General features: G+C 53.3%; 29 protein-coding genes. 19 read left to right on the top strand and 10 right to left on the bottom strand.

Annotated features, from left to right (window positions below; all coding sequences use genetic code 11):
• The first annotated feature begins 58 nt into the window (after positions 1–58).
• Complete coding sequence (locus AB182_RS10680) at positions 59–1,612, top strand: YdgA family protein (protein ID WP_047370059.1); 1,554 nt, start codon at positions 59–61, stop codon at positions 1,610–1,612.
• 205 nt (positions 1,613–1,817) lie between these two features.
• Here AB182_RS10680 and AB182_RS33285 read toward each other — a convergent pair whose 3' ends face one another.
• Both AB182_RS33285 and AB182_RS10670 read right to left on the bottom strand, forming a co-directional pair.
• Positions 1,818–2,000: a hypothetical protein gene (locus AB182_RS33285; RefSeq protein WP_327078454.1), complete on the bottom strand. Its 183-nt coding sequence runs from the start codon at positions 1,998–2,000 to the stop codon at positions 1,818–1,820.
• The gene (locus tag AB182_RS10670; RefSeq protein ID WP_000019450.1) at positions 1,982–2,962 is read right to left on the bottom strand and encodes an IS5-like element ISKpn26 family transposase; all 981 of its coding nucleotides are present in this window, start codon (positions 2,960–2,962) and stop codon (positions 1,982–1,984) included. Before AB182_RS10670 ends, AB182_RS33285 begins: the two co-directional genes overlap by 19 nt.
• Before the next feature lie 72 nt (positions 2,963–3,034).
• On the opposite strand from AB182_RS10670, the gene uspF reads away from it, so the two are divergent.
• Together uspF and add are read left to right on the top strand one after the other, a co-directional pair.
• Entirely contained in the window at positions 3,035–3,469 is a 435-nt protein-coding gene (gene uspF, locus AB182_RS10665; RefSeq protein WP_047370058.1) for a universal stress protein UspF, read from the top strand.
• Positions 3,470–3,670: 201 nt separating this feature from the next.
• Positions 3,671–4,672, top strand: a complete 1,002-nt coding sequence (gene add, locus AB182_RS10660; protein ID WP_047370057.1) for an adenosine deaminase — start codon at positions 3,671–3,673, stop codon at positions 4,670–4,672.
• Positions 4,673–4,704: 32 nt separating this feature from the next.
• Here add and AB182_RS10655 read toward each other — a convergent pair whose 3' ends face one another.
• The gene (locus AB182_RS10655) at positions 4,705–5,745 is read right to left on the bottom strand and encodes an oxidoreductase (protein ID WP_047370056.1); all 1,041 of its coding nucleotides are present in this window, start codon (positions 5,743–5,745) and stop codon (positions 4,705–4,707) included.
• Between the two features lie 214 nt (positions 5,746–5,959).
• Here AB182_RS10655 and blr point away from each other — a divergent pair, with 214 nt between their 5' ends.
• From blr to nth, 10 genes are all read left to right on the top strand, one after another.
• Entirely contained in the window at positions 5,960–6,097 is a 138-nt protein-coding gene (blr, locus tag AB182_RS10650; protein WP_041851532.1) for a division septum protein Blr, read from the top strand.
• Positions 6,098–6,336: 239 nt separating this feature from the next.
• The gene (gene ydgT / locus AB182_RS10645) at positions 6,337–6,552 is read left to right on the top strand and encodes a transcription modulator YdgT (RefSeq protein ID WP_041851533.1); all 216 of its coding nucleotides are present in this window, start codon (positions 6,337–6,339) and stop codon (positions 6,550–6,552) included.
• 74 nt (positions 6,553–6,626) lie between these two features.
• Positions 6,627–7,064 carry a DUF2569 domain-containing protein gene (locus tag AB182_RS10640; protein ID WP_047370055.1) on the top strand — a complete coding sequence of 146 codons (438 nt, stop codon included), beginning with the start codon at positions 6,627–6,629 and terminating at the stop codon, positions 7,062–7,064.
• A 77-nt stretch (positions 7,065–7,141) separates the two neighbouring features.
• Positions 7,142–7,723 (top strand): electron transport complex subunit RsxA, encoded by a 582-nt coding sequence (rsxA, locus tag AB182_RS10635; protein WP_041851535.1) that lies wholly within the window; start codon positions 7,142–7,144, stop codon positions 7,721–7,723.
• Positions 7,723–8,301, top strand: a complete 579-nt coding sequence (gene rsxB, locus AB182_RS10630) for an electron transport complex subunit RsxB (RefSeq protein ID WP_047370054.1) — start codon at positions 7,723–7,725, stop codon at positions 8,299–8,301. Before rsxA ends, rsxB begins: the two co-directional genes overlap by 1 nt.
• Entirely contained in the window at positions 8,294–10,489 is a 2,196-nt protein-coding gene (rsxC, locus tag AB182_RS10625) for an electron transport complex subunit RsxC (RefSeq protein ID WP_047370053.1), read from the top strand. Before rsxB ends, rsxC begins: the two co-directional genes overlap by 8 nt.
• Positions 10,490–11,542, top strand: a complete 1,053-nt coding sequence (gene rsxD, locus AB182_RS10620) for an electron transport complex subunit RsxD (protein ID WP_047370052.1) — start codon at positions 10,490–10,492, stop codon at positions 11,540–11,542. It begins immediately after the preceding gene.
• A gap of 9 nt (positions 11,543–11,551) precedes the next feature.
• Positions 11,552–12,172 carry an electron transport complex subunit RsxG gene (gene rsxG, locus AB182_RS10615; protein ID WP_047370051.1) on the top strand — a complete coding sequence of 207 codons (621 nt, stop codon included), beginning with the start codon at positions 11,552–11,554 and terminating at the stop codon, positions 12,170–12,172.
• Positions 12,173–12,174: 2 nt separating this feature from the next.
• On the top strand, positions 12,175–12,867 hold the full coding sequence (locus AB182_RS10610) for an electron transport complex subunit E (protein WP_047370050.1): 693 nt from the start codon (positions 12,175–12,177) through the stop codon (positions 12,865–12,867).
• Positions 12,867–13,502: an endonuclease III gene (gene nth / locus AB182_RS10605; RefSeq protein WP_047370049.1), complete on the top strand. Its 636-nt coding sequence runs from the start codon at positions 12,867–12,869 to the stop codon at positions 13,500–13,502. The genes AB182_RS10610 and nth overlap by 1 nt, the downstream gene beginning before the upstream one ends.
• Before the next feature lie 12 nt (positions 13,503–13,514).
• On the opposite strand, the gene AB182_RS10600 is transcribed toward nth, so the two are convergent.
• Complete coding sequence (locus AB182_RS10600; RefSeq protein ID WP_047373255.1) at positions 13,515–13,946, bottom strand: CopD family protein; 432 nt, start codon at positions 13,944–13,946, stop codon at positions 13,515–13,517.
• A gap of 740 nt (positions 13,947–14,686) precedes the next feature.
• Here AB182_RS10600 and dtpA point away from each other — a divergent pair.
• Both dtpA and gstA read left to right on the top strand, forming a co-directional pair.
• A complete protein-coding gene (dtpA, locus tag AB182_RS10595) occupies positions 14,687–16,189 on the top strand; it encodes a dipeptide/tripeptide permease DtpA (RefSeq protein ID WP_047370048.1) in 1,503 nt (500 codons plus the stop codon).
• 104 nt (positions 16,190–16,293) lie between these two features.
• Positions 16,294–16,896 (top strand): glutathione transferase GstA, encoded by a 603-nt coding sequence (gene gstA / locus AB182_RS10590; RefSeq protein ID WP_047370047.1) that lies wholly within the window; start codon positions 16,294–16,296, stop codon positions 16,894–16,896.
• Positions 16,897–16,964: 68 nt separating this feature from the next.
• Here the strand turns inward: gstA and tyrS are convergent, their stop codons facing one another.
• From tyrS to anmK, 4 genes are all read right to left on the bottom strand, one after another.
• Complete coding sequence (gene tyrS, locus AB182_RS10585) at positions 16,965–18,239, bottom strand: tyrosine--tRNA ligase (protein ID WP_047370046.1); 1,275 nt, start codon at positions 18,237–18,239, stop codon at positions 16,965–16,967.
• A 124-nt stretch (positions 18,240–18,363) separates the two neighbouring features.
• The gene (gene pdxH, locus AB182_RS10580) at positions 18,364–19,020 is read right to left on the bottom strand and encodes a pyridoxamine 5'-phosphate oxidase (RefSeq protein WP_047370045.1); all 657 of its coding nucleotides are present in this window, start codon (positions 19,018–19,020) and stop codon (positions 18,364–18,366) included.
• Between the two features lie 57 nt (positions 19,021–19,077).
• Complete coding sequence (mliC, locus tag AB182_RS10575) at positions 19,078–19,401, bottom strand: C-type lysozyme inhibitor (RefSeq protein ID WP_047370044.1); 324 nt, start codon at positions 19,399–19,401, stop codon at positions 19,078–19,080.
• Positions 19,402–19,496: 95 nt separating this feature from the next.
• Positions 19,497–20,621, bottom strand: coding sequence for an anhydro-N-acetylmuramic acid kinase (gene anmK, locus AB182_RS10570; protein WP_047370043.1), 1,125 nt, complete (start codon positions 20,619–20,621; stop codon positions 19,497–19,499).
• 280 nt (positions 20,622–20,901) lie between these two features.
• Between anmK and slyB the strand changes: the two genes are divergently transcribed.
• The gene (gene slyB, locus AB182_RS10565) at positions 20,902–21,369 is read left to right on the top strand and encodes an outer membrane lipoprotein SlyB (protein ID WP_047370042.1); all 468 of its coding nucleotides are present in this window, start codon (positions 20,902–20,904) and stop codon (positions 21,367–21,369) included.
• Positions 21,370–21,456: 87 nt separating this feature from the next.
• Here the strand turns inward: slyB and slyA are convergent, their stop codons facing one another.
• Entirely contained in the window at positions 21,457–21,897 is a 441-nt protein-coding gene (gene slyA / locus AB182_RS10560) for a transcriptional regulator SlyA (protein WP_047370041.1), read from the bottom strand.
• A gap of 177 nt (positions 21,898–22,074) precedes the next feature.
• Between slyA and AB182_RS10555 the strand changes: the two genes are divergently transcribed.
• From AB182_RS10555 to AB182_RS10545, 3 genes are read left to right on the top strand one after another with little or no spacing between them, the layout of a single operon-like run.
• A complete protein-coding gene (locus AB182_RS10555) occupies positions 22,075–22,311 on the top strand; it encodes a DUF1656 domain-containing protein (RefSeq protein ID WP_047370040.1) in 237 nt (78 codons plus the stop codon).
• Positions 22,312–22,313: 2 nt separating this feature from the next.
• Positions 22,314–23,177 carry an efflux RND transporter periplasmic adaptor subunit gene (locus tag AB182_RS10550; protein ID WP_047370039.1) on the top strand — a complete coding sequence of 288 codons (864 nt, stop codon included), beginning with the start codon at positions 22,314–22,316 and terminating at the stop codon, positions 23,175–23,177.
• The gene (locus tag AB182_RS10545) at positions 23,147–25,189 is read left to right on the top strand and encodes an FUSC family protein (protein ID WP_047370038.1); all 2,043 of its coding nucleotides are present in this window, start codon (positions 23,147–23,149) and stop codon (positions 25,187–25,189) included. The genes AB182_RS10550 and AB182_RS10545 overlap by 31 nt, the downstream gene beginning before the upstream one ends.
• Here AB182_RS10545 and sodC read toward each other — a convergent pair.
• The gene (gene sodC / locus AB182_RS10540) at positions 25,179–25,700 is read right to left on the bottom strand and encodes a superoxide dismutase [Cu-Zn] SodC (RefSeq protein WP_047370037.1); all 522 of its coding nucleotides are present in this window, start codon (positions 25,698–25,700) and stop codon (positions 25,179–25,181) included. The two genes, AB182_RS10545 and sodC, sit on opposite strands and share 11 nt — an antisense overlap.
• Positions 25,701–25,709 lie beyond the last annotated feature (9 nt).

Genomic DNA, 25,709 nt, shown 5'->3' with positions numbered 1-25,709 from the left:
CCTTTTCACATACCCAGGCGGATGATCCCGCCTGGTTTTATTTTTAGGGATAATAACGATGAAAAAAACGCTGGTTGCTGCCGGAGTTGTTATTGCGCTGGGGATCATCTGGACAGGTGGTGCCTGGTACACGGGTAAACAGCTTGAAAGCCGTCTGGGTGAGATGATTAGCCAGGCGAATGAACAGATTAAACGCACCGCGCCTGAAGCCAGCGTGGAGTTATCCTCTCAAAATTACCATCGGGGTCTGTTCAGCAGCCAGATGGAACTGGTGGTAAAACCGGTCGAAGGTAAGGAAAACCCATGGTTTAAGCCGGGCCAGACCATCGTACTGCATGAAAATATTGACCATGGTCCTTTCCCGCTGGCGCAACTTAAAACGTTGAACGTCGTCCCGTCCATGGCATCGGTTCATTCCACGCTCGTCAACAATGAGATGACAAAGCCGCTGTTTGATATCGCGAAAGGGCAATCGCCATTCGTTGCTGAGACCCGCATCAGTTACAGCGGCGATACCCGTACGGATCTCACGCTGCGTCCGCTTAACTCGGAAAAAGAGGGCGAGAAAGTGGCCTTTAGCGGTGGTGAATTCCGTATCAGTTCCGATAAAGACGGCAATGCGATTACCGTCAGCGGCCAGGCGCAGAGCGCGCTGGTTGATACGGTTAACGAATACGGTCAGAAAATTCAGCTCTCGCTCAACAACCTGAAAACCGAGGGGACCACCCAACTCGCCAGCTTCAACGAGCGCGTTGGCAGCCAGAAAGTGACCCTCGACAAGCTGGCTATCTCTGTTGAGAACAAAGAGATGGCTGTCATTGAAGGAATGAATCTGAACGGCAAATCCGAAGTCGCGAAAGATAACAAAACCATTAATAGCCAGCTCGATTACACCATCCAGAGCCTGAAAATCCAGAATCAGGAAATGGGCAGCGGCAACCTGACGCTGAAGATTGGCCAGATTGACGGCGAGGCCTGGCACCAGTTTAGCCAGCAGTATAATGCCCAGACACAGGCATTGATGGCGCAGCCCGATGTCATGAAAGACCCGGCGCTGTATCAGCAAAAAGCGGCGGAAGCCTTCTTTAATGCCTTCCCGTTGCTGTTAAAAGGCGAGCCGGTCATTACCATTGCCCCGCTGAGCTGGAAAAACAGCAAAGGTGAAACGGCACTGAACCTCTCCCTGTTCCTGAAAAATCCGGCCGCAGATACGGCGGTTACCGCGCCGCAGACGCTGGCCCAGGAAGTGGATAAAAATGTGAAGTCTCTGGATAGCAAACTGACCATCCCGATGGATATGGCGGTGGAGTTTATGACGCAGATTGCGAAACTGGAAGGCTACCAGCAGGATGAAGCAGCCAAACTGGCAAGCCAGCAGGTGAAAGGCCTGGCGGCAATGGGTCAGATGTTCCGTATTACGACCCTGGAAAACAATACCATTGGCACCAGCCTGCAGTATGCCAATGGCCAGGTGACACTGAACGGCGAGAAAATGTCGCTGGACGAATTTGTTGGTATGTTCGGCCTGCCCTCAATGCCACTGCAGGAAGATTCACCGGAAACACCGGATGATCCGACAGCGCCTGTCGAACCTGCTGTGCCACAACAGTAACCCTAAAGCCCCTTTCAGGGGCTTTTTTTTAAGCGCTATAAGCACTTCAACACCGCCGCCACGCAATTCATCCACGATGCTCGCTACGTTGGCAAAATAACAATGACGCTACGACAAAAGTTGTAATTCCTGTTATTTACCGGGAACTGAAACCGATCACACACTTTTTTTATGGTTAATGGCGTACTATTTAACCTGTATGAAATCATACAGGAGGTCTATGGAAGGTGCGAATAAGCAGGTCATTTCTTCCCAAGCTGACTCGCTGATTAAAATTTCGCGGATCTGGGCCGATTTTTTTCCCGCAAACACATCGAATCAGCCTATTTAGGCTATTTTTTCCACCATTTCTGGCGTTATTTCCGGTTTTTACTGAGATCTCTCCCACTGACGTATCATTTGGTCCACCCGAAACAGGTTGGCCAGGGTGAATAACATCGCCAGTTGGTTATCGTTTTTCAGCAGCCCTTTGTATCTGGCTTTCACGAAGCCGAACTGCCGCTTGATGATGCGAAACGGGTGCTCCACCCTGGCACGGATGCTGGCTTTCATGTATTCGATGTTGATGGCCGTTTTGTTCTTGCGCGGATGCTGCTTCAAGGTTTTTACCCTGCCGGGACGCTCGGCGATCAGCCAGTCCACATCCACCTCGGCCAGCTCCTCGCGCTGTGGCGCTCCTTGGTAGCCGGCATCGGCTGAGACAAATTGCTCCTCTCCATGAAGCAGATTACCCAGCTGATTGAGGTCATGCTCGTTGGCCGCGGTGGTGACTAGGCTGTGGGTCAGGCCACTCTTGGCATCGACACCAATGTGGGCCTTCATGCCAAAGTGCCACTGATTGCCTTTCTTGGTCTGATGCATCTCCGGATCGCGTTGCTGCTCTTTGTTCTTGGTAGAGCTGGGTGCCTCAATGATGGTGGCATCCACCAAAGTGCCTTGGGTCATCATGACGCCTGCTTCGGCCAGCCAGCGATTGATGGTCTTGAACAATTGACGGGCCAGTTGATGCTGCTCGAGCAGGTGGCGGAAATTCATGATGGTGGTGCGATCCGGCAGGGCGCTATCCAGGGATAATCGGGCAAACAGGCGCATGGAGGCGATTTCGTACAGGGCATCTTCCATGGCACCGTCGCTCAGGTTGTACCAATGCTGCATGCAGTGAATACGCAGCATGGTCTCCAGCGGATAGGGCCGTCGGCCATTGCCCGCCTTGGGATAAAACGGCTCGATGACAGCGGTCATATTCTGCCATGGCAGAATCTGCTCCATGCGGGAGAGGAAAATCTCTTTTCGGGTCTGACGGCGCTTAGTGCTGAATTCACTATCGGCGAAGGTGAGTTGATGGCTCATGATGTCCCTCTGGGATGCGCTCCGGATGAATATGATGATCTCATATCAGGAACTTGTTCGCACCTTCCCTATATGTATCGCTCCATATTAGTACCCATCGATATTTCTGAAAGCGAACTGACCCGACAGGTCATCCCGTATGTTCAGGCGCATGCCGTTATCAATATTGCGAAAGTCCATTTTTTGACGGTTATTCCTTCTCATCCTTATTATTCAACGCTGGGACTGGCGTATTCAGCTGCATTACCAAAATTAAAAGACCTGCAGGAAGAGGCGCTATCGCGACTGAATGAAATCGTCAAAGAGTTTAAAATTCCCATGGAAAAAGTTCAGACGCATGCTGTTACCGGAACGCCGAAGGATCAGATCCTTAAACTCGCCGACAGTGTAAAAGCCGATCTCATCATCATTGCTTCACACCGACCGGATATGACCACCTATTTGTTAGGCTCAAATGCCGCTGCTGTGGTCCGGCACGCAAAATGCCCGGTACTGGTTGTTCGTTAACTATCTGAACACGTCGCGATAAACGACATCACTCCCCCTGTGACGTTGCAGGGGGAGATAAAAAGCATAAGCCGCTCTTAGCCATTCTTAACCGCAGACGCGAAAAGCTTCATTATAAGTTCAATCTATTATCATTAATGCTGATGTGCTGTCGGCATGTGGTATAATGTATCGCACTTTACCTAAAATAAGAGTGCGACCATGATTGATACCAACCTGCCATTAACTGATATTCATCGCCACCTGGACGGCAACATTCGGGCACAAACCATCCTCGATCTTGGCCGTGAGTTTAATATTACCCTTCCCGCGCAATCTCTTGAAACATTGCTGCCACACGTACAGGTCACTGCCAATGAACCCGATCTGGTGAGCTTTCTTGCGAAGCTTGACTGGGGCGTAAAAGTGCTGGCTTCCCTCGATGCCTGCCGTCGCGTGGCTTACGAGAATATGGAAGACGCCGCACGCCAGGGGCTGCATTATGTTGAACTGCGTTTCTCCCCGGGCTATATGGCAATGACGCACAATCTGCCTGTCGCTGGCGTGGTCGAAGCGGTTATCGCTGGCGTGCGCGAAGGCAGCCAGGCGTTTGGCGTTGAAGCGCGTCTAATCGGGATTATGAGTCGTACCTTTGGCGAAGCGGCCTGTTTGCAGGAGCTTGAAGCTCTACTGGCACATCGCGACAGCATCACAGCACTGGACCTCGCGGGCGATGAGCTGGGCTTTCCCGGTAGTCTGTTCCTGCCCCATTTTAATCGCGCACGCGATGCAGGCTGGCATATCACCGTCCATGCAGGCGAAGCGGCTGGCCCTGAAAGCATCTGGCAAGCGATTCGTGAACTGGGCGCCGAGCGCATTGGTCATGGGGTAAAAGCGATTGAAGACCCGGCACTGATGGCCTTTCTTGCCGAACAGCGCATTGGAATCGAATCCTGTCTGACCTCCAATATCCAGACCAGTACCGTGTCGTCGCTGGCACGACATCCCCTGAAAACTTTCCTTGAGCATGGCGTGCTGGCCTCGATTAACACAGATGATCCGGCCGTACAGGGTGTGGATATTAGCCATGAGTATCAGATTGCCGCACCGGCCGCCGGACTGAGTCGTGACCAGATTCGTCAGGCGCAGATCAACGGCCTGGAAATCGCATTTCTCTCTGTGGCGGAAAAACAGGCGCTCAGAGAAAAAGTTTTGCAGGGCTAAAACAATGCCGCTCGGTTGAGCGGCATTTTTATTCAGGTCAGATTAAGCGTCGCGCGATGTTTTGCCGACTCAATCCCCAGTTCGATAAGTTCCATTATCTGGATTGCCTGACTCGCCGGAACCGGGTTCTCACCCGCGCCGTTTAACGCATCGCGAATAGCCGCATAGTAGGCGGGATAGTTGCCCGGCACCGTCAGCCAGGTTTCTTCAATGCGGGCATCGCCATTAACACGGGTTAAGACCCCGTCGCGCATATCGTATCCCCAGTCTTCTTGTGGCAGTTTTGCTCCCGATTTCAGGCGTTCTTCCTGCGGGTCGAGGCCAAACTTCACGTAACTCCCACGCGTACCATGGACGATGTAGCGCGCTGATTCCGCCGCCGCCAGCATGGTGCCATGAAGAATAACTCTGCGCTGCGGATAAGAGAGCACCGCATGGAAATAATCTGTCGCCTGCGCGCCCGGACGCAGTTGCGCCAGGTCCACTGTCAGGGAGACAGGCAGACCAAACAGGTTTACAGCCTGATCCAGTAAATGCGGCGCAAGATCGTACCAGATACCGCTTCCCGGGCCCGCCTGTTCACGCCAGCGGTTACGAATTTCCGGGCGATAGCGGTCAAAATGGGATTCGAAAAAGGTCACCTCACCTAAAGCACCATCTGCCAGCAAGGTTTTTAGCGTCAGAAAGTCGCTATCCCAGCGGCGGTTATGAAACACGGATAAGACACGACCACAGCTTTTTGCCAGCGCATCCAGCTCCCTGGCCTGTGACAACGTCACCGTAAAGGGTTTATCGACAACCACATGTTTGCCCGCTTCCAGTGCCGCTTTAGCCAGTGGGAAATGGGTATCGTTAGGCGTGGGGATGACAATTAAGTCAATTTTGGGATCATTAAATAAGTGTTTCGGCTCCGATACGACCGACACTGCCGGCCAGTCCGCCTTCACTTTCGACTCATCGCTACTGGAGATTGCCGCCAGCTCCATTCCCGGCGTGCCGTCAATCAACGGTGCATGGAAGGTTTTACTGGCGTAGCCATAACCAATTAGTCCGACACGGATATTGTCACTCATAAAGCGGCCTCTCATTATTGGAATGTGTATTTCACACCATCTCTCTTTCAGGGACAACAGCGACATATGCGCTTAAGAAATTTCTCCTGTGAAAGGGATTCCTCATACCCTCACTGTAATGATACGGAATTATCTAAAAACAGGCGTCAGTCCCTTGTCGTCTGCGGTTTGCCCGGTTAACATCCCTGACCAGACCTAAGGGAGTTGTAGAGTTATGGCCACTATCATCAATCGGATTATTGAATTAACAGGCTGGGTTGTATTGGGTGTTTCGACCGTTCTGCTGGTGTTCGCCAGTCATATTGATAATTACCAGCCGCCGGAACAGAGTATCGTCGCGCAGAAAAAATAAAATACGACGCGAACGTGGACATACCTAAATATGGTACTGCGTTGCGTATTGCCAGGCGTGGCGAAGAGCGCTAATCTTCTTGACGGATGCCGTTCTGGCATCCGCTTAACCTAAAGAAAATTCTTAATTTCATGGCAATACATTCAGAGACAATTTACGTCCTGATAAGCCCGACTATTATTCGAACGAATTACCCGCGAATGTATTAATGCCTTTTTATAACATGGATAACGCTTAAAATGACCGTTCAGGACTATTTATTAAAATTCCGCAAAATCAGTTCCCTTGAAAGTCTGGAAAAATTGTTTGATCACCTTAACTACACTCTGACCGACAACGAAGAAATCATTAACATGTATCGCGCTGCCGATCATCGTCGTGCTGAGCTGGTATCGGGTGGTCGCTTGTTCGATATTGGCCGGGTGCCTAAATCCGTATGGCATTACGTGCAATAACGCCACTGGCATCCGGCGCATAATGCTTTATACTCCCTGGCCGATAAATCCGTGACCGCCTACGAGGAATAAGCATGATAACGACACCTGCAGAGAGAATCGGGGGCTGGCTGCTTGCGCCTTTAGCCTGGTTGCTGGTCGCATTGTTGGGCCAGACGTTACGGCTCCTGGATATCGCTAAAGCACAGATTCCGCTGGTCATTGCCGCCATCGGCGTGCGGCCACTGGCGGAATTGTTGACGTGGTTTGTCTCGTTTGCCTTCGCCGCAGGCGTCTGGTACTACACGCTATGGCTGGTTATCGCCTTTTTTAAACGCCGCCGTAGCGTCCTGAAACATATGATTATCTGGTTACTGATTAGCGTGCTGCTTGCGCTAAAAGCCTTTGCCTTCTCCCCCGTTTTTGACGATGTGGCGGTACGCGGGCTTTTATCGGCATTACTCGCCGCCGCGCTGATTGTGCCCTATTTCAAGCGATCGCAGCGGGTCAAAGCGACCTTTGTGAACCCGTAATAACCTTACAGTTATCCTGTTGTCGCCCGGTGCTGTTTGACCGATAATAGGCGGCTTTTTTTATTTCAGGCCAAATAATGACAGACTATCTGCTGCTATTTATCGGAACCGTTCTGGTCAATAATTTCGTACTGGTGAAATTTCTTGGCCTGTGCCCATTTATGGGGGTTTCGAAAAAACTCGAAGCCGCAATGGGTATGGGTCTCGCTACAACCTTCGTTATCACGCTGGCGTCTATCTGTGCGTGGATTATCGACACCTGGTTGCTCATTCCGCTGGATCTCATCTATCTGCGTACGCTGGCATTTATTCTGGTCATTGCCGTGGTGGTGCAGTTCACCGAAATGGTGGTGCGTAAAACCAGCCCGGCACTGTATCGCCTGCTGGGGATTTTTCTGCCGCTTATCACCACCAACTGTGCGGTGCTGGGCGTGCCGTTACTGAATATCAACCTCGGGCATAATTTCCTGCAATCCGCGCTGTACGGATTTTCCGCCGCCGTTGGATTTTCGCTGGTCATGGTGCTGTTTGCCGCCATCCGTGAGCGTCTTGTCGTCGCCGATGTGCCAGCGCCGTTTCGCGGTAATGCGATTGCTCTCATTACCGCCGGTTTGATGTCTCTGGCCTTTATGGGCTTTAGTGGTCTGGTGAAGTTGTAATGAATGCAATCTGGATTGCCATCGCGGCCCTGAGCGTACTCGGGTTGTTGTTTGGTGTTGTACTGGGATATGCCTCGCGTCGTTTCGCGGTGGAAGACGATCCCGTCGTCGAGAAAATTGACGATCTTTTGCCGCAGAGCCAGTGTGGGCAATGCGGCTATCCGGGGTGTCGCCCTTATGCTGAGGCCGTTGGCCTGCAGGGTGAGAAAATTAACCGCTGCGCACCGGGCGGGGAAGCGGTGATGTTGAAAATCGCCGAAATGTTAAATGTAGAGCCGCAGCCCATCGACGGCGACGTTGTCGTATCAGAACCGGTACGCATGCTCGCCATTATTGATGAAGCGAACTGCATCGGCTGTACCAAATGTATTCAGGCCTGTCCGGTCGACGCGATAGTCGGCGCGACCCGTGCCATGCACACGGTAATGAGTGACCTTTGTACCGGCTGTAACCTCTGTGTGGATCCATGCCCGACGCAGTGTATTGAACTGCGTCCGGTGGAAACCACCACCGCCAGCTGGAAATGGGATCTGCAGGCCATTCCCGTGCGCATCATTCCCGTGGAACAACATGCTTAAGTTATTTTCTGCTTTTCGCAAAAACAAACTGTGGGATTTCCACGGCGGTATTCATCCGCCGGAAATGAAGACACAGTCCAGCAGTACACCGCTGCGCCAGCTTCCGCTGGCGACGCGTTTTGTTATTCCTTTAAAACAGCATATCGGCGCTGAGGGTGAACTGTGCGTCAGCGTGGGCGATAGCGTGCTCCGTGGTCAACCGCTGACCCGTGGTCGCGGGCGTATGTTGCCGGTTCACGCGCCGACTTCAGGTAAAATTGTCGCCATAGCCCCCCACTCTACCGCGCACCCCTCTGCGCTACCTGAACTGAGCGTCATTATTGAGGCGGACGGTGAGGATCGCTGGATTGAACGCGACGGCTGGAGCGATTACCGCTCGCGCGATCGCAACGCGCTGATTGAGCGTATTCACCAGTTTGGCGTTGCCGGACTGGGCGGCGCCGGTTTCCCGACCGGCGCGAAACTGAAAAGTGGCGGCGATCTTATTGAGACATTGATTATCAATGCCGCCGAATGCGAACCCTATATCACCGCTGATGATCGCCTGATGCAGGATTGCGCCGCGCAAATAGTCGAAGGCGTGCGCATCCTGATGCATATTTTGCAACCCCGTCAGGTGCTGATCGGTATTGAAGATAACAAACCGCAGGCTATCTCCATGCTGCGTGCGGTGCTGGCGGGTTCGCATGACATCCAGCTGCGCGTCATCCCGACCAAATACCCATCCGGCGGTGCAAAGCAACTGACGCAAATTCTGACCGGCAAGCAGGTTCCTCACGGCGGTCGTTCATCCGATATTGGTGTGCTGATGCAAAACGTCGGCACCGCTTATGCCATTAAGCGCGCCATTATTGACGGCGAACCCCTCACCGAACGTGTAGTGACTTTGACCGGGGAGAGCGTGAGCAAGCCAGGAAACGTCTGGGCACGGCTGGGAACACCGGTGCGTCATTTACTCGAACACGCCGGCTTTTGTCCGTCCGCTGAACAACTGGTTATTATGGGTGGACCGTTGATGGGCTTTACCCTGCCCTGGCTCGATGTCCCGGTGGTCAAAATTACCAACTGCCTGTTGGCCCCTTCCGTCAGTGAAATGGGTGAGCAACAGGAAGAGAAAGGCTGTATTCGTTGTAGCGCCTGTGCTGATGCCTGTCCGGCGGACCTGCTGCCGCAGCAGCTTTACTGGTTCAGTAAAGGCCAGCAGCATGACAAAGCCACTGCACACAACCTGTCAGACTGCATTGAATGCGGCGCCTGTGCGTGGGTCTGTCCGAGTAACATCCCGCTGGTGCAGTATTTCCGTCAGGAAAAAGCCGAGATTTACGCTATCGCGCAGGAAGAAAAGCGCAACGCTGAAGCTAAAGCGCGCTTTGAGGCACGCCAGGCCCGTCTGGAGCGGGAAAAAGCCGCACGCGCTGAGCGCCACAAAAAAGCGGCCGTTCAACCCGCCGCAAAAGATCAGCAGGCCATTGACGCGGCTCTCGCCCGCGTGCGTGAAAAACAGGCCACCCGCACGCAACCCATCGTGGTTGAGGCCGGAAGCGTGCCGGATAACAGTGAGGTGATTGCCGCCCGCGAGGCGCGTAAGGCGCAGGCGCGCGCGCGTCAGGCAGAAAAAGCGCAGCAACAAGATGTGCCGGAGAGCGCAGCTGTCGCCAGCGAAACTGTCGATCCGCGTAAAGCCGCCGTGGAAGCGGCGATTGCACGCGCTAAAGCCCGCAAAGCCGCAACCTCAGACACGCAGGTGGCTCCTACTAACGCCGAAACTGTCGATCCGCGCAAGGCAGCTGTCGAAGCGGCTATTGCCCGCGCGAAAGCCAAAAAATTACAGCAGCAAGGGACCAGCGACGTCGTTGTGCCAGCGGAAGCTCCTGTTGCCGCCGAACCCGTTGATCCGCGCAAGGCAGCCGTCGAAGCGGCTATTGCCCGCGCGAAGGCTAAAAAATTACAGCAGCAAGGGGCCAGCGACGTCGTTGTGCCAACGGAAGCTCCCGTTGCGGCTGAACCCGTCGATCCGCGTAAGGCAGCCGTCGAAGCGGCTATTACCCGCGCGAAGGCTAAAAAATTACAGCAGCAGGCCGCACCGGCCCCTGCTGCTAATAACGATCCCCGAAAGGCGGCAGTAGCGGCAGCTATCGCCCGGGTTCAGGCAAAAAAAGCCGCTCAGCAAGCAGTTAACGAGGATTAAATGGTTTTCAGAATTGCCAGTTCCCCTTATACCCATAACCAGCGTCAGACATCGCGTATTATGTTGCTGGTCGTGCTTGCGACTGTGCCTGGTATCGCAGCGCAACTCTGGTTCTTCGGCTGGGGAACGTTGTTGCAGATTATCCTTGCCTGCGTGAGTGCGCTGGCGGCGGAAGCGCTGGTATTGCGGTTGCGTAAGCAGCATGTGGGGGCCATCCTCGCAGATAATTCCGCCCTGTTGACAGGTTTACTGCTCGCGGTCAGCATTCCACCGTTCGCCCCGTGGTGGATGGTGGTCCTGGGTACGGTGTTCGCGGTCATCATTGCCAAGCAACTCTATGGCGGCCTTGGGCATAACCCGTTTAACCCGGCAATGATCGGTTATGTCGTCCTGCTGATTTCCTTCCCGGTACAGATGACCAGTTGGTTACCGCCTTTTGAGATAGCCAAAACGGTTCCTGGCCTGATGGACGCCGTACAAATCATCTTCACCGGACATGCCGCGACCGGCCACACTATGGACAGTCTGCGGATGGGGATTGATGGCATCAGCCAGGCCACGCCGCTGGATACCTTCAAAACATCGCTGCATGCCGGTCATCCGGTTGATGAGATCCTCAAATCGTCGATTTACAGCGGCGTGCTCGCGGGCGCAGGCTGGCAGTGGGTCAATCTGGGTTATCTGTTGGGCGGTCTCTTCCTGCTGTGGCAGAAAACTATTCGCTGGCATATCCCCGTAGCCTTCCTCGTTTCGCTGACGCTATGTTCAACGCTGGGCTGGATTTTCTCACCGCAAAGTCTGGCGTCGCCGCAACTGCATCTGCTCTCAGGTGCCACCATGTTGGGCGCGTTTTTTATTTTGACTGACCCGGTGACCGCGTCCACCACCAATAAAGGTCGTCTGATTTTCGGTGCCCTTGCAGGGTTGCTGGTCTGGCTTATCCGTAGCTTTGGCGGTTATCCGGATGGCGTGGCGTTCGCCGTGCTACTGGCAAACATTACCGTGCCATTGATTGATTACTTCACACGCCCGCGCGTGTACGGCCATCGTTAAGGAGTCGCCATGCTAGATACCATGCGTAAATACGGCATGACGTTGACGCTGTTCGCGGCGGCTTCAACCGGAATGACGGCAGCCATTCACCTGTTGACCAAATCCACCATTGCCGATCAGGCGGTACAGCAGCAAAAGGCGTTATTTGGCCAGGTATTGCCTGCCGACATCTATAATAACGCCTTGCAGGAGAGCTGTTACGTGGTCGAAGCGCCCGCGCTGGGGAAAGGCAAACATAAGGTCTATATCGCCCGTAAAGACGATACGCCGGTCGCAGCGGTTATTGAAGCGACCGCACCAGACGGCTATTCCGGCGTTATTCAACTGCTGGTAGGTGCCGATTTTAACGGTACTATTCTCGGCACCCGTGTGACCGAACATCACGAAACACCGGGACTGGGTGACAAAATAGAGCTGCGTGTTTCTGACTGGATCACCCATTTCGCTGGCAAGAAAATCGCAGGGGCCAGCGATCCGCACTGGGCCGTGAAAAAAGATGGTGGCGATTTTGATCAGTTTACCGGTGCGACCATCACCCCGCGAGCAGTGGTCAATGCGGTGAAACGCGCCGGACTGTACGCGTCAACGCTACCCACGCAACTTTCCAGTTTACCGAGCTGTGGAGAGTAACCATGAGCGAAATTAAAGACATTATTGTCCAGGGGCTGTGGAAGAATAACTCCGCGCTGGTTCAGTTATTAGGTATGTGCCCCCTGCTGGCCGTGACCTCTACGGCAACCAACGCGCTGGGCCTCGGCCTTGCCACTACGCTTGTACTGACGCTGACCAACTTTACGATTTCGCTGGTACGTCACTGGACGCCGTCTGAAATCCGTATCCCTATTTACGTGATGATCATCGCCTCCGTTGTGAGCATCGTCCAGATGCTGATTAACGCTTATGCCTATGGTTTGTATCAGTCACTCGGTATCTTCATTCCGTTGATTGTCACCAACTGCATTGTGGTGGGGCGTGCCGAGGCTTTCGCGGCAAAAAAAGGGCCAGGATTGTCTGCCCTAGACGGTTTTTCCATCGGCATGGGGGCTACCTGTACCATGTTTACACTCGGTTCGATTCGTGAAATCCTCGGCAACGGAACCTTATTTGATGGCGCGGATGGCTTGCTCGGCAACTGGGCGAAAGTCTTGCGTATTGAAGTGTTCCATACCGACTCGTCTTTCCTGCTGGCCATGCTGCCGCCAGGGGCATTTATCGGTCTTGGCATGCTGCTGGCAATCAAATATCTGATTGACGAGAGAACGAAGAAACGTCGCGCGGCGACCATTGCCGACGACACTGCCCACACGGTGCCCGGGAAGGCCTGATGAACAAAACAAAGCGGCGGGAGATCCTCACCCGCCTGCGGGATGCAAATCCGCACCCGACCACAGAGCTTAACTTTAACTCACCCTTTGAACTGCTGATTGCGGTACTGCTTTCTGCGCAGGCAACCGACGTTAGCGTGAATAAAGCAACTGCCCTGCTCTATCCGGTTGCAAATACCCCGCACGCCATGCTTGAGCTGGGGGTCGAGGGCGTCAAGTCCTATATCAAGACCATTGGCCTGTTTAATACCAAAGCGGAAAACGTCATTAAGACCTGCCGTATTCTGGTGGAAAAACACGGCGGCGAGGTGCCGGAAGATCGTGCGGCGCTGGAAGCGCTACCGGGTGTCGGACGTAAAACGGCGAATGTGGTACTGAATACGGCGTTTGGTTGGCCTACCATTGCTGTTGATACGCATATTTTTCGCGTCTGTAACCGCACCCACTTCGCGCCGGGGAAAAACGTCGAACAGGTTGAAGAAAAGTTGCTCAACGTTGTCCCGGCGGAATTTAAGGTCGATTGCCATCACTGGCTGATTTTGCATGGCCGCTATACCTGCATTGCCCGTAAGCCACGCTGCGGCTCCTGCATTATTGAAGATCTGTGCGAATTCGAAAGCAAAACCGAACTCTGAATTCGCCTTTGTTCAGAACGGTCTGAAGACGACCAGCAAAATGATGACCGCCACGGCCACGATAACGAAGGTCGTGGCGCGTGGTACCATTCCCGGTACTTTCGCGATTTCACCGCCAGCGAGACGACGCAAGGTTGCAGATAACATTCCATGAATGCCTGACAGCAACACCACCACAACCAGTTTGAGAATCAGCCACAGATGCGGCATCTGGCCGTGTGCCAGCACCATCGCCAGCCCCATAACCCACAATACGATCATCGCAGGCGTCGTGACCTTACGACTCCAGCTGCGCACAAATGCCGCCAGAGCGGTCGCCGCTGGTGCATTTTTCCCCCCTGCCTGTGCGCACCAGGCCGCAGCCGTCGCCATCACAAAAATTCCACCAATCCAGATTACCGCCGCGATGATATGTAATGCGTTAAGCCACGAATGCACGTTCATGAAAGGACTCCGAAGATTTGCGAAAAGAAGTTGGACAGTATCGCGTAACACTGCCATCGACTTGCTCATTTAAAGGAAAAAATTCGTGAAAACATTGATCTACTGCATTCTGATGCACATGGCAATAGGCGGGAATTTTTGGTTGTGCAGTTAATGTCTTGTCATAAGTAAAAAGGCATACCTGCATTGTTTCCCTGATAACGCGCTTTATAACGTGCAACTCGCTTTTTAATCATATTATCTGTTGCTTATTAGCTTTTAATCAGATGCAATGTTTTTTTATGCAAAAAAAATTCTACAGCAATGTGATTTTTATCACATTGCTGCGCAGGTGTTAAAAAAAGGATCTTTGGCTTAATAAAAACCTGGTGAGTGAGGGGGATGCAGGGATCAAACCAACACATAAGACCATTAATTATAATCAGACCAGGCTGATTAACTACAGTTACCGCTTTACAGCAGAATATATCACCTTTGTGGAAATCTCACCGCCCTTCATCAGTGAAAAAAACTGCCATTAATTTACATGCGAAATTTAACTCTGAATAACATTTCTGCCGCTGGATTATAATATCGTTAAAGATAAATGTAACAGATCATTACAAAAGTCTTGCCTCGAATCCCAGGATCAGGAACATTACCCGCCGTTTTCCCTCCCGCAATAATTATAAGCGCGATGAATACTGGGCATCGCGTCTCGAATCACCCCGTTAATATGGGATGTAAAAAAAGAGGTATATGTGTCAACTGCAAACAAACCAACCGAAAGCGTGAGTCTGAACGCTTTCAAACAACCTAAAGCGTTCTATTTGATCTTCTCCATCGAGCTGTGGGAGCGCTTCGGCTTCTATGGCCTGCAGGGGATCATGGCTGTTTACCTGGTAAAACAACTGGGTATGTCCGAAGCGGACTCAATTACACTGTTTTCATCTTTTAGCGCTCTGGTTTACGGTCTTGTCGCTATTGGCGGCTGGCTGGGTGATAAAGTCCTGGGGACAAAGCGCGTTATCATGCTGGGTGCCATTGTACTCGCCATCGGTTACGCACTGGTTGCATGGTCTGGTCACGATGCCGGTATCGTGTATATGGGCATGGCGGCGATTGCAGTCGGTAATGGTCTGTTTAAAGCCAACCCGTCTTCCCTGCTCTCTACCTGCTACGCAAAAGATGACCCGCGTCTCGACGGCGCATTTACCATGTACTACATGTCCGTCAACGTCGGTTCGTTCTTCTCTATGCTCGCTACGCCGTGGCTGGCCGCACAGTTTGGCTGGAGCACCGCATTTGCTCTGAGCGTCGTTGGTCTGCTGATCACCATCGTGAACTTCGCGTTCTGCAAACGTTGGGTGAAAAACTACGGCTCTAAACCTGACTTCGAACCGGTTCGTATGGGCTACCTGCTGGCAACCATCGTCGGTGTCGCGATCCTGATTACTATTGCCACCTGGCTGCTGCATAACCAGGGCATCGCACGTATGGTTCTGGGTGTAGTTGCACTGTGCATCGTATGCATTTTCGCAAAAGAGACCTTTGCTCTGCAGGGTGCGGCACGCCGTAAAATGATCGTCGCCTTCATCCTGATGTTGCAGGCCATTGTCTTCTTCATTCTGTACAGCCAGATGCCGACGTCTCTGAACTTCTTCGCCATTCGTAACGTTGAGCATACCCTGCTGGGTATCACGTTCGAGCCGGAACAGTTCCAGGCACTGAACCCGTTCTGGATCATCATTGGTAGTCCGATCCTGGCCGCTATCTATAACAAAATGGGCGATACCCTGCCGATGCCGTACAAATTTGCCATCGGTATGGTGCTGTGCTCCGGTGCGTTTCTGATCCTGCCGCTGGGCGCGAAATTCGCCTCTGATGCCGGTATCGTCTCGGTAAGCTGGCTGGTTGCGAGCTACGGGCTGCAGAGTATCGGTGAGCTGATGATTTCTGGTCTGGGCCTCGCCATGGTGGCACAGCTCGTTCCACAACGTCTGATGGGCTTTATCATGGGTAGCTGGTTCCTGACGACCGCCGGTGCGAATATTATCGCAGGCTACGTCGCTAATCAGATGGCTATCCCGGAAAACGTCACCGACCCATTGATGTCACTTGACGTCTATGGTCACGTATTCCTGCAAATCGGTATTGTGACGGCTGTTATCGCCGCGCTGATGATTCTCACCGCGCCGAAACTGAACCGCATGACCCAGAGCGGTGATAAAGACGCGAAAGTGTCGGAAGCCGCGACAGTATAAGACTGCGCAGAGTTTCAACAGAAAGCCGTTAACGCACGTTAACGGCTTTTTTTTTATACCTGCAGGTAATAACCTATGCCGGATTTCAACCAACGGAGTGAAGAATGAAACTGTTTTATAAACCCGGCGCCTGCTCACTGGCTTCCCATATTGTTCTGCGCGAAGCAGGTAAAGAGTTTGAACTGGCGCGCGTGGATTTGGCAAAAAAATGTCTGGAGAACGGCGACGACTTTTTGGCTATCAACCCGAAAGGCCAGATCCCGGCCCTGGCCATTGATGCCAACACGCTGTTAACCGAAGGCGTTGCGATCATGCAGTATGTGGCTGACAGCGCGCCGAAAAGCGACCTGCTGCCACCGGTAGGTTTCCTGAGCCGCTACAAGACCCTGGAGTGGCTGAATTTCGTGGCGACGGAACTGCATAAAGGGTTTACTCCGCTGTTTCGCCCGGATACGCCGGAAGCGTTCAAACCGACTGCCCGCACCCTGCTGGAAAAGAAACTGGAGTATGTTGACGCGGCGCTGGCAAATCAACAGTGGATAAATGGTGAAAACTTTTCCATTGCCGATGCATATCTGTTCACAGTGTTGCGCTGGGCGGTAGCCGTGAAACTGAACTTCCCGCAGGCTGGTCATATTGCCGCCTATATGCAACGTGTCGCCTCTCGCCCGGCCGTTGCCGCAGCGCTGGCCGCAGAAGGCATTTAATTTCCCGCTTTTTTGCCGTAAAAAAAAGGAGTGGTTTCCCACTCCTTCTCGTTTATCACTTATCTGACTTATTTCCAGCACACCAGGCAATAGTTCTTCTTACCGCGACGTAACAACGTATAGCGACCAAAGAGAATGTCGGTTTCCTGGAAGAAATATTCCGGGTCAGACTGTTTTTCACCGTTGATGGTGACCGCATTGGAAGCGATAGTTTTACGCGCCTGACCACGAGACGGCTGCAACTCTGAATCCACCAGCGCCTGCATCAGATCCGCACCTTTTTCCATCTCGATCATTGGCACACCGTCCTGAGCCAGTTGCTCGAAATCAGCTTCACTGAGATCGCTCAGGTTGCCGTTAAAGAGGCTCTCGGTAATGCGTTTTGCCGCCACCAGACCTTCTTCGCCGTGGACCAGTTTAGTCACCTGTTCGGCCAGCACATACTGGGCGCGCGGGGCTTTGCCGCTGTTCTTGTCTTCTTCTTCCAGGGCATTGATCTCTTCAATGTCCATAAAGGTGAAGAATTTCAGGAAGCGATAAACGTCGGCATCCGCAGTGTTGATCCAGAACTGGTAGAATTTGTACGGGCTTGTTTTCTTCGGATCAAGCCAGACAGCGCCACCTTCGGTTTTACCAAACTTCGTGCCATCTGCCTTGGTGATCAGCGGAACGGTCAAACCAAAGACCTGGTTCTGATGCAGGCGACGGGTCAGATCGATACCAGATGTGATGTTGCCCCACTGGTCAGAACCACCGATTTGCAGCGCTACACCGTGCAGTTTATTCAGGCAGGCAAAGTCATAACCCTGCAGCAGGTTGTAGGAAAACTCGGTAAACGAAATCCCCTGATCGTCGCGGTTCAGACGCTGCTTGACCGCTTCTTTGTTGATCATCTGATTAACGGAGAAGTGCTTGCCAATATCGCGCAGGAACGTCAGTACGTTCATGCTGCCGAACCAGTCGTAGTTGTTGGCCGCAATAGCTGAGTTTTCGCCACAGTCAAAATCGAGGAACGGCGCCACCTGTTTGCGGATTTTATCTACCCACTCCTGCACCGTATCTTCGGTATTCAGTTTACGCTCCGCGGCTTTGAAACTCGGGTCGCCAATCAGACCCGTTGCGCCGCCCACCAGCGCGACAGGTTTATGCCCGGCCTGCTGGAAGCGTTTCAGGCATAACAATGGAACAAGATGCCCCAAATGCAAGCTGTCAGCGGTGGGATCGAAGCCGCAATAGAGCGCGATCGGGCCTTGCGCCAGTCGCTCTGCTAACGCTTCCTCGTCCGTCACCTGGGCTACCAGCCCGCGCTCTTGCAATTGTTTAATCAAGTTATTGCTTGCCATCAAATTCTCCATTTAAAACGACTGCACCTCTGCCGGTACACGACTTTTCGCCAGTTGCGAAAGTTACATAGAATAAAGCGCCGGATGCAGGAGCACCAGCGCTTAGCGCAACATTTTTCAGGGTTTACGGCGCGAGGCGATCAATTTTCCATGCGTCGTTTTCACGCTGGTATAAAAAACGATCGTGGAGGCGGTGCGCGCCTCCCTGCCAGAACTCCATCTGCTCGATGCTGACGCGATAGCCGCCCCAGAAACTGGGTAACGGAACTTCGCCCTGCTGGAATTTCTGCTTGAGTTCAAGGAACTTGCTTTCGAGAATACCGCGCGCAGAGATGCGGCTCGATTGCTGCGAGACCCATGCGCCAATCTGGCTGTCGCGCGGGCGACTGTGGAAATACTTCACCACTTCCAGGGTAGAAAGACGCTCAGCTTTACCGATCACCATGACCTGGCGCTCCAGCATGTGCCATGGAAACAGTAAACTGATGGCCGGGTTTTTCTCGATCTGGTGGGCTTTGCGGCTACCCAGGTTGGTGTAAAACACCAGCCCTTTCTCGTCATAGTGCTTGAGCAACACAATACGCTGATAAGGCTGACCGGTTTCATCAACAGTCGCCACAACCATCGCGGTCGGGTCGGCGAGTTTAGCTTCGCACGCCTGACCAAGCCAGCGCTCAAACAGCGGCAACGGTTCGGTGGGGAGATCGGCGCGGCGCAGGCCGCCTTTGGTGTATTCGCGGCGTAAATGCGCGATTTGCTGCAATTGATCGTTATCAGACATGGCGTTAGCAAGATGAATTATCAGGTGGGGCTATTGTGCCCCCCCCTTGCGAAAATCTCAACGCCGCGGGTTTTGTAACTGGCAGTTATTCAGTACGATGCGGTCACGCTTATAGACCGTAGCGCTATCCCCCTTCGACCAGAAAACGTAAATACCGTCAGTATAACGAGCCCCCGATGCCGACAGACCTTGCTTAAGGATTAGCGGCGTATTGTCATAGATAAAGCTCACTTCCTGGCGAGGATGGTTTAATTTCACCGTAAGCGGCTTTTCATCACACTGATAGTTAAGCGTATCCGTATGCATGCGCTCAACAAACTGGTTGTAGTAACTACACCCGGCGAGAAGCGCGGGCAGGCAGGCGACTAACACTCTTTTCATTAGATTTTCCCGAGACTGTCCTGGTCATGGAGGACGCGAATAACGTCCCCCTTAAACAACGGAGTCTAACGGTACGCAACCCGGGTGAAAGTCAGTTAACTCTGATTCTGTCGCGGATTAGCCGGATAAATAGCCCCCAGCACAGTGGCCTGCGATGCGCCCGTGACTGAGGGTAAATTGCCCGGTAGTCCCGCCAGCGTACGCCAGGCAAGCCAGGCAAAAGCCAGAGCTTCCATATCATCGCCGCTGATTCCCGCCTCATCCGTTGTGGTTACTTCGGTGCCCGGCAACAACGCAGACAGGCGCGCCATCAACAGCGGATTGCGGCTTCCCCCACCACAGACCAGTAAACGCTCGCAGCCGCCGCACAGCAGCACCTGTTCAGAAATCGTCACCGCCGTCAGTTCAACCAATGTGGTTTCGACATCGCGCGGGGCAAGCGCCGGGAAAGCGGTTAACTGGCGCTCAAGCCAGCCAAAGTTAAAGTATTCGCGCCCGGTACTTTTCGGCGCCGGGGCAGCAAAATAGGGATCGCTGAGCATAGTTTGCAGCAGCGGTAAAACGACTTTCCCGCCGCTCGCCCAACCGGCGTCTTTATCGTATGGCTTGCCAAGCTGACGCCAAATCCACGCATCCATCAGCATATTTCCCGGCCCGGTGTCATACCCTCGAACCGATTTATCCGGGAAAAGTAGCGAGATATTGGCGATACCGCCGATATTCAGCACTATCCGGCGCTCAGTGGGGTGTGCCAGCAACGCCTGGTGAAACGCCGGAACCAGCGGCGCGCCCTGCCCGCCAAGCGCAATATCGCGGCGGCGGAAATCCCCGGCAACGGTCACGCCGGTTAATGCGGCGATTTGATTGTTATCACCAATTTGCAGGGTATGAGGCGCATCGCCGGTGGGTTCATGCCAGATAGTCTGACCGTGGCAGCCAATAGCCACGATATCTTTTGCACTGAGATGTTCTCGCTCCATCAACGCAAGGACGGCGTCGGCAAAGAGCTTACCCAGGCGCGTATCCAGTTGCCCCAGTTGCGACAGGGTGAGCGGCTGGCCCTGACAGATGCTCAGAATGGCCTCTTTCAGCGGAATGGGCATCGGCCAGGTGAGGCTGGCCTGCTGGGCGACCATCTTGTCATCAATAGCGGCAAGCACGACATCTACGCCATCAAGGCTTGTTCCCGACATTACGCCAATATAGCGACCCGATTTCATACGCCTTCCTCGTTGTAGGGCTTTAGACGTTCACTCCATCATAAAGCGTTTTGTAAAGCTATCGATTACAAATACTTTTTAACAATCGAATCAGCGTTCGCGGAATGAAAAAATGCGCTATACGCTTATAATCTGCTCGTTTAGGACCGGTTAAATCCATCACTGTTATTATTTTTGCTATGTTTTGGCAGAAGATGTGACCCGATGTGACTAAATGCCATATAATTTAACCATGACGGATGCTCAGCAGAGCATGTTTTGGTGAACAGGAGATTCATAGATGATGTTACGTGCACTGGCAGTTACGCTGGTTGGATTTACTCTGGCGGGTTGTGTTAATGACAATACTCTTTCGGGAGATGTCTATTCCGCCTCAGAAGCCAAACAAGTACAAAATGTCACTTACGGCACCATTGTCAACGTTCGTCAGGTACAGATCCAGGGCGGCGATGAAAACAACGTTGTCGGCGCTTTGGGTGGTGCGGTACTGGGTGGCTTCCTGGGTAACACCGTGGGTGGTGGTGCCGGGCGTTCACTGGCAACAGCGGCGGGTGCTGTTGCAGGTGGCGTAGCCGGTCAGAGCGTGCAGGGTGCGATGAATAAATCACAGGGTGTGGAACTGGAAATTCGTAAAGACGATGGCAGCAGCATTATGGTTGTGCAGAAACAGGGGAACTCCCGTTTCGTCGCAGGCCAGCGTGTCGCACTGGCAACCAATGGTCGTCAGGTTACCGTTTCCCCGCGTTAATCGCCTCTTCGCTTAAACAGGCGACGACGTAAACGTCGGGATAAAAAAAGCCTCGCAAACGCGAGGCTTTTTAATTACCGCTGAGCGTTAGTCTCGCGACTGCAGCTCATTGATGTTCTGTTCCAGCCTGGCAATCAGGCTTATCAACAAATCCAGCTCTTCCGGAGAAATACCCGAAAGAATTTCGCCCCGCGTTTGCTTAATCACCGTTTCCATTTCTTCGATGATCGGGTCAGCTTTTTCTGTCAATTTGATCCGTTTTGCACGGCGATCGTTGGCACAGGTCTGGCGAGAGATAAGCCCTTTCTCTTCCAGTTGGTCCAACGTACGCACCAGCGAAGGCTGCTCGATGCCGATCGCTTTTGCCAGTTGAATTTGCGACTGATCGGGAGGCAGCTGATGAATGTTATGCAGCGTGACCCAATGCGTTTGCGTCAATTCCAGAGGTTTCAGGCGATGGTCAATCAGAGCACGCCAGATGCGCACTAAGCGTGCCAGATCAGAACCTAATGGCGATTCCAATTTCATCTCCTTATAATTAGCTTGCTAAGTTATTATACTCATTTTAGAATAGTGTGCAGCATTTATATTGCTAAAACAAATGCATTGCTGCATTCACCGTGTTCGCCCATTCTTAACACCTCTGTCTGGCGGTCTGCGCCATCAAAATGAACCGGTGAATCTTTCTGTAAAGGACTAACGCTTGTGACGCTGACAATTCACTCCCCGGAATTTCCCCTGCAGGACCTGATCTTCGGCGCTTCGGTTTATTTTCCCCCTATCTTTAAAGCAGTACTGCTGGGATTTATGGTGTGGCTGGTTCTGCATCGCTTACTGCGTGACTGGATGTACGCAGGGGATATCTGGCATCCCATCCTGATGGATCTCTCACTGTTCGTGATCGCTATCAGTCTGTCTCTCGGCTTTTTGATCATGTGGTAACTATGCGCCTGAAATCACTTAAATACTGTTCGACGTTACTGGTTCTGGCCGTGGCACTCGCCGCTGGCTGGTGGTTATGGAATTTCTATATGCAGGCGCCCTGGACGCGCGACGGTAAAGTCCGCGCCGAGCAGGTCAGCATTACGCCGCAGGTGTCAGGAAGCATTACGGAGCTAAATATTAAGGATAACCAGTTGGTGAAAGCGGGCGATATCTTGTTCCGTATCGACGAAACACCGTACAAAATCGCTGTGCTAAATGCCCAGGCACAGCTGGCGCGGGCACAGACGGATTTGTCCAAAGCCAACAATGAAGCCAACCGTCGTCGTCATCTGTCGAAAAGCTATATTTCGGCAGAAGACCTCGATACCGCCAATATTAACGTCAAGGCAATGCAGGCTAGCGTTAATGCAGCCGAAGCCGCCCTTGAACAGGCGCAGTGGCAGCTTTCACAGACGCAGGTCAAAGCGCCCGTCGATGGCTGGATAACCAACCTTTCCACCCGCACAGGCAACTATGCCTCCGCCGGGCAACCGCTCTTTGCGCTGGTCGACAGCCACTCCTTTTACGTGGTGGGTTATTTTGAAGAGACAAAATTGCGGCATATTCGTGAGGGCGCCGCGGCGCAAATCGTTCTCTACAGCGGCAATATTACGTTACAGGGTCACGTTTCCAGTATCGGCCGGGCCATTTATGACCAGAGCGTGGAAACCGACAGCGGCCTGGTGGCGGACATCAAGCCGAACGTACCCTGGGTACGTCTGGCCCAGCGCGTTCCTGTTCGAATCCAATTCGACGCCCTGCCTGCGGATGTGACCCTGGTCTCCGGGACCACATGCACGGTATCCATCGGCGGCGCGAAGTGAAAATCGCGCTTACCCTACCCTGGCTTACCGCGACGCGCCCTCAGTGGCGGTACGCCATGCGCAACAGTATCGCGATGTGTCTGGCCCTCACCGTCGCCTATTACCTCAATCTTGACGAGCCTTACTGGGCAATGACGTCCGCCGCCGTGGTGAGTTTTCCGACCGTGGGCGGGGTAATCAGTAAAAGTCTGGGTCGCGTCGCGGGCAGCCTGCTGGGCGCGACGGCGGCGATGATCATTGCCGGGCATACGCTCAATGATCCCTGGCTATTCCTGTTCGCGATGGCCGCGTGGATAGGTTTCTGTACCTGGTCCTGTGCGCAGTTCAGTAATAACGTCGCTTACGCCTTCCAGCTTGCGGGCTACACCGCGGCGATTATTGCCTTTCCGGTGGTCAATATTACGGATACGACCGAATTGTGGGATATCGCCCAGGCCCGCGTCTGTGAAGTGCTGTTGGGGATCGGATGTGGCGGCATGATGATGATGATTATGCCGAGTACATCTGACGGTACCGCGTTACTTAGCGCGCTGAAAAAGATGCACACGCGTCTGCTCGAACATGCCAGCCTGCTCTGGCAACAGGAGACAACTGACGCCATTCGCACGGCTCATGAAAGTGTTATCGGGCAGATACTGACCATGAATTTGCTGCGCATTCAGGCCTTCTGGAGCCACTATCGTTTTCGGCGTCAGAACCGGCTTCTCAACCACCTGCTCCATCAGCAGTTACGTCTGACCAGCGTTATCTCGAGCCTGCGCCGACTGCTCCTGAACTGGCCGCATCCACCGGATAATACGCGGGCTATACTCGAAGCCTTGCTGGCAGAACTTGCCCGGCCCGGCGCGCACTTTTATAGCGTGGCGCGCATTATTGCTCCCCTGGCCCCGAAAGATGATTACGATTACCGGCATCGCGCCTTCTGGCACCGCTTGCGATATTTTTGCCGCCTGTACCTTGCCAGCAGCCGCTGGCTGGCGCGACTGGAAAAGGCCACCCCGATAACAGAATTTTCGCTGCCCCGAAGCCGGGCGCTGGCACGCTTTACCGATAACGCCGAAGCGCTATGGAGCGGGATGCGCACCTTCTGCGCCCTGAGTCTGGTGGGCGCATGGACCATCACCAGCCAGTGGGAGTACGGCGATGCAGCGCTGACGCTTGCCGCCATCAGTTGCGTATTGTATTCAGTTTCTCCCGCCCCGTTTAATTCATTGACGCTGCTTCTGCGCACTCTCGCGTTACTTACGTTATTCAGTTTTGTCGTCAAGTTTGGCCTGATGGTACAGATCAGCGATTTATGGGTGTTCTTACTTTTTTTGCTGCCGCTATTAACCACAATGCAACTGCTCAAACTACAAATGCCAAAGCTGGCGGGTCTGTGGGGGCAACTGATTGTTTTTATGGGATCGTTTATTTCGGTGACCAATCCCCCGGTCTATGACCTGGCAGATTTTTTAAATGACGATCTGGCGAAAATTCTCGGCGTAGGGCTGGCATGGCTGGCGTTTGCCATTTTGCGTCCCGGCTCAGATGCGCGCAAAAGCCGCCGTCATATTCGTGCGCTTCGGCGAGGCTTTGTCGACCAGCTCAGCCGTCTTCCGACCATGAGCGAGCATGAATTTGAGTCTGTGGTTTATCACCATATCAGTCAGTTGAGTAACAGCAAAGACGCGCTTGCCCGCCGCTGGTTGCTACGCTGGGGGGTGGTGTTGCTCAACTGTTCGCACGTCGTCTGGCAACTGCGCGACTGGGAGGCACGCTCAGATCCGTTGTCGAAAGTGCGGGATCTTTGTCTGAGCCTGTTACGTGATGTGATGAGTGAACGTGGCGTACAACAGCGCCCGCTGGCAGTAACGCTTGGCGAACTGCAACGGATTTGTGATGCGCTGGCACGTCATCATCAGCCTGCCGCTCGGGAGCTGGCATCGCTTATCTGGCGATTATATTGCTCTTTATCGCAACTGGAGCAAGCCCCGGCAGCAGGCACACTGGCCGATCCCGCTAGCGGATAACCCCACAGGCATAACGCGCCCCGCCGCCGCCCAGCGGTTTCGGCGAATCAGACATGTTATCGCCGCCAACGTGAATCATCAGGGCTTTATCTTTCACTTCACTGAGTTTTTTCAGGCGCGGCGCAACCACCGCATCGGTCGCCTTACCATCATTGTTGACCACCAGTACTGGCAAATCACCTAAATGCCCCATCCCTTCCGGGCCTTCGTGTTTGCCGGTTTTATCCGGGTCAAGGTGGCCACCAGCCGCCTCGGCAGCCGAGGGTTTTCCCTCTTTCATCGCAGGTTCGCATGACCCTTTGGCATGAACATGAAAGCCATGTTCACCGGGCGGGAGCCCTTTCAGATCGGGCGTAAATTTCAGCCCTTTATCGGTTTCGCTGATTTTCACCGATCCGACCGACTGACCCGTACCCTCGGCAGTGACGAGGTTCATCTTCACTTCGGTACTGGCCGCCTGCGCGCCGGCGCAGACGAGCAGTGTCAACATTGCCAGACTAAAACGCTTCATATGACCTCC

The organism is Phytobacter ursingii, from assembly GCF_001022135.1.
Taxonomy (GTDB): Bacteria; Pseudomonadota; Gammaproteobacteria; order Enterobacterales; family Enterobacteriaceae; genus Phytobacter; species Phytobacter ursingii.
This window is presented reverse-complemented; position numbering and strand designations above follow the sequence as displayed.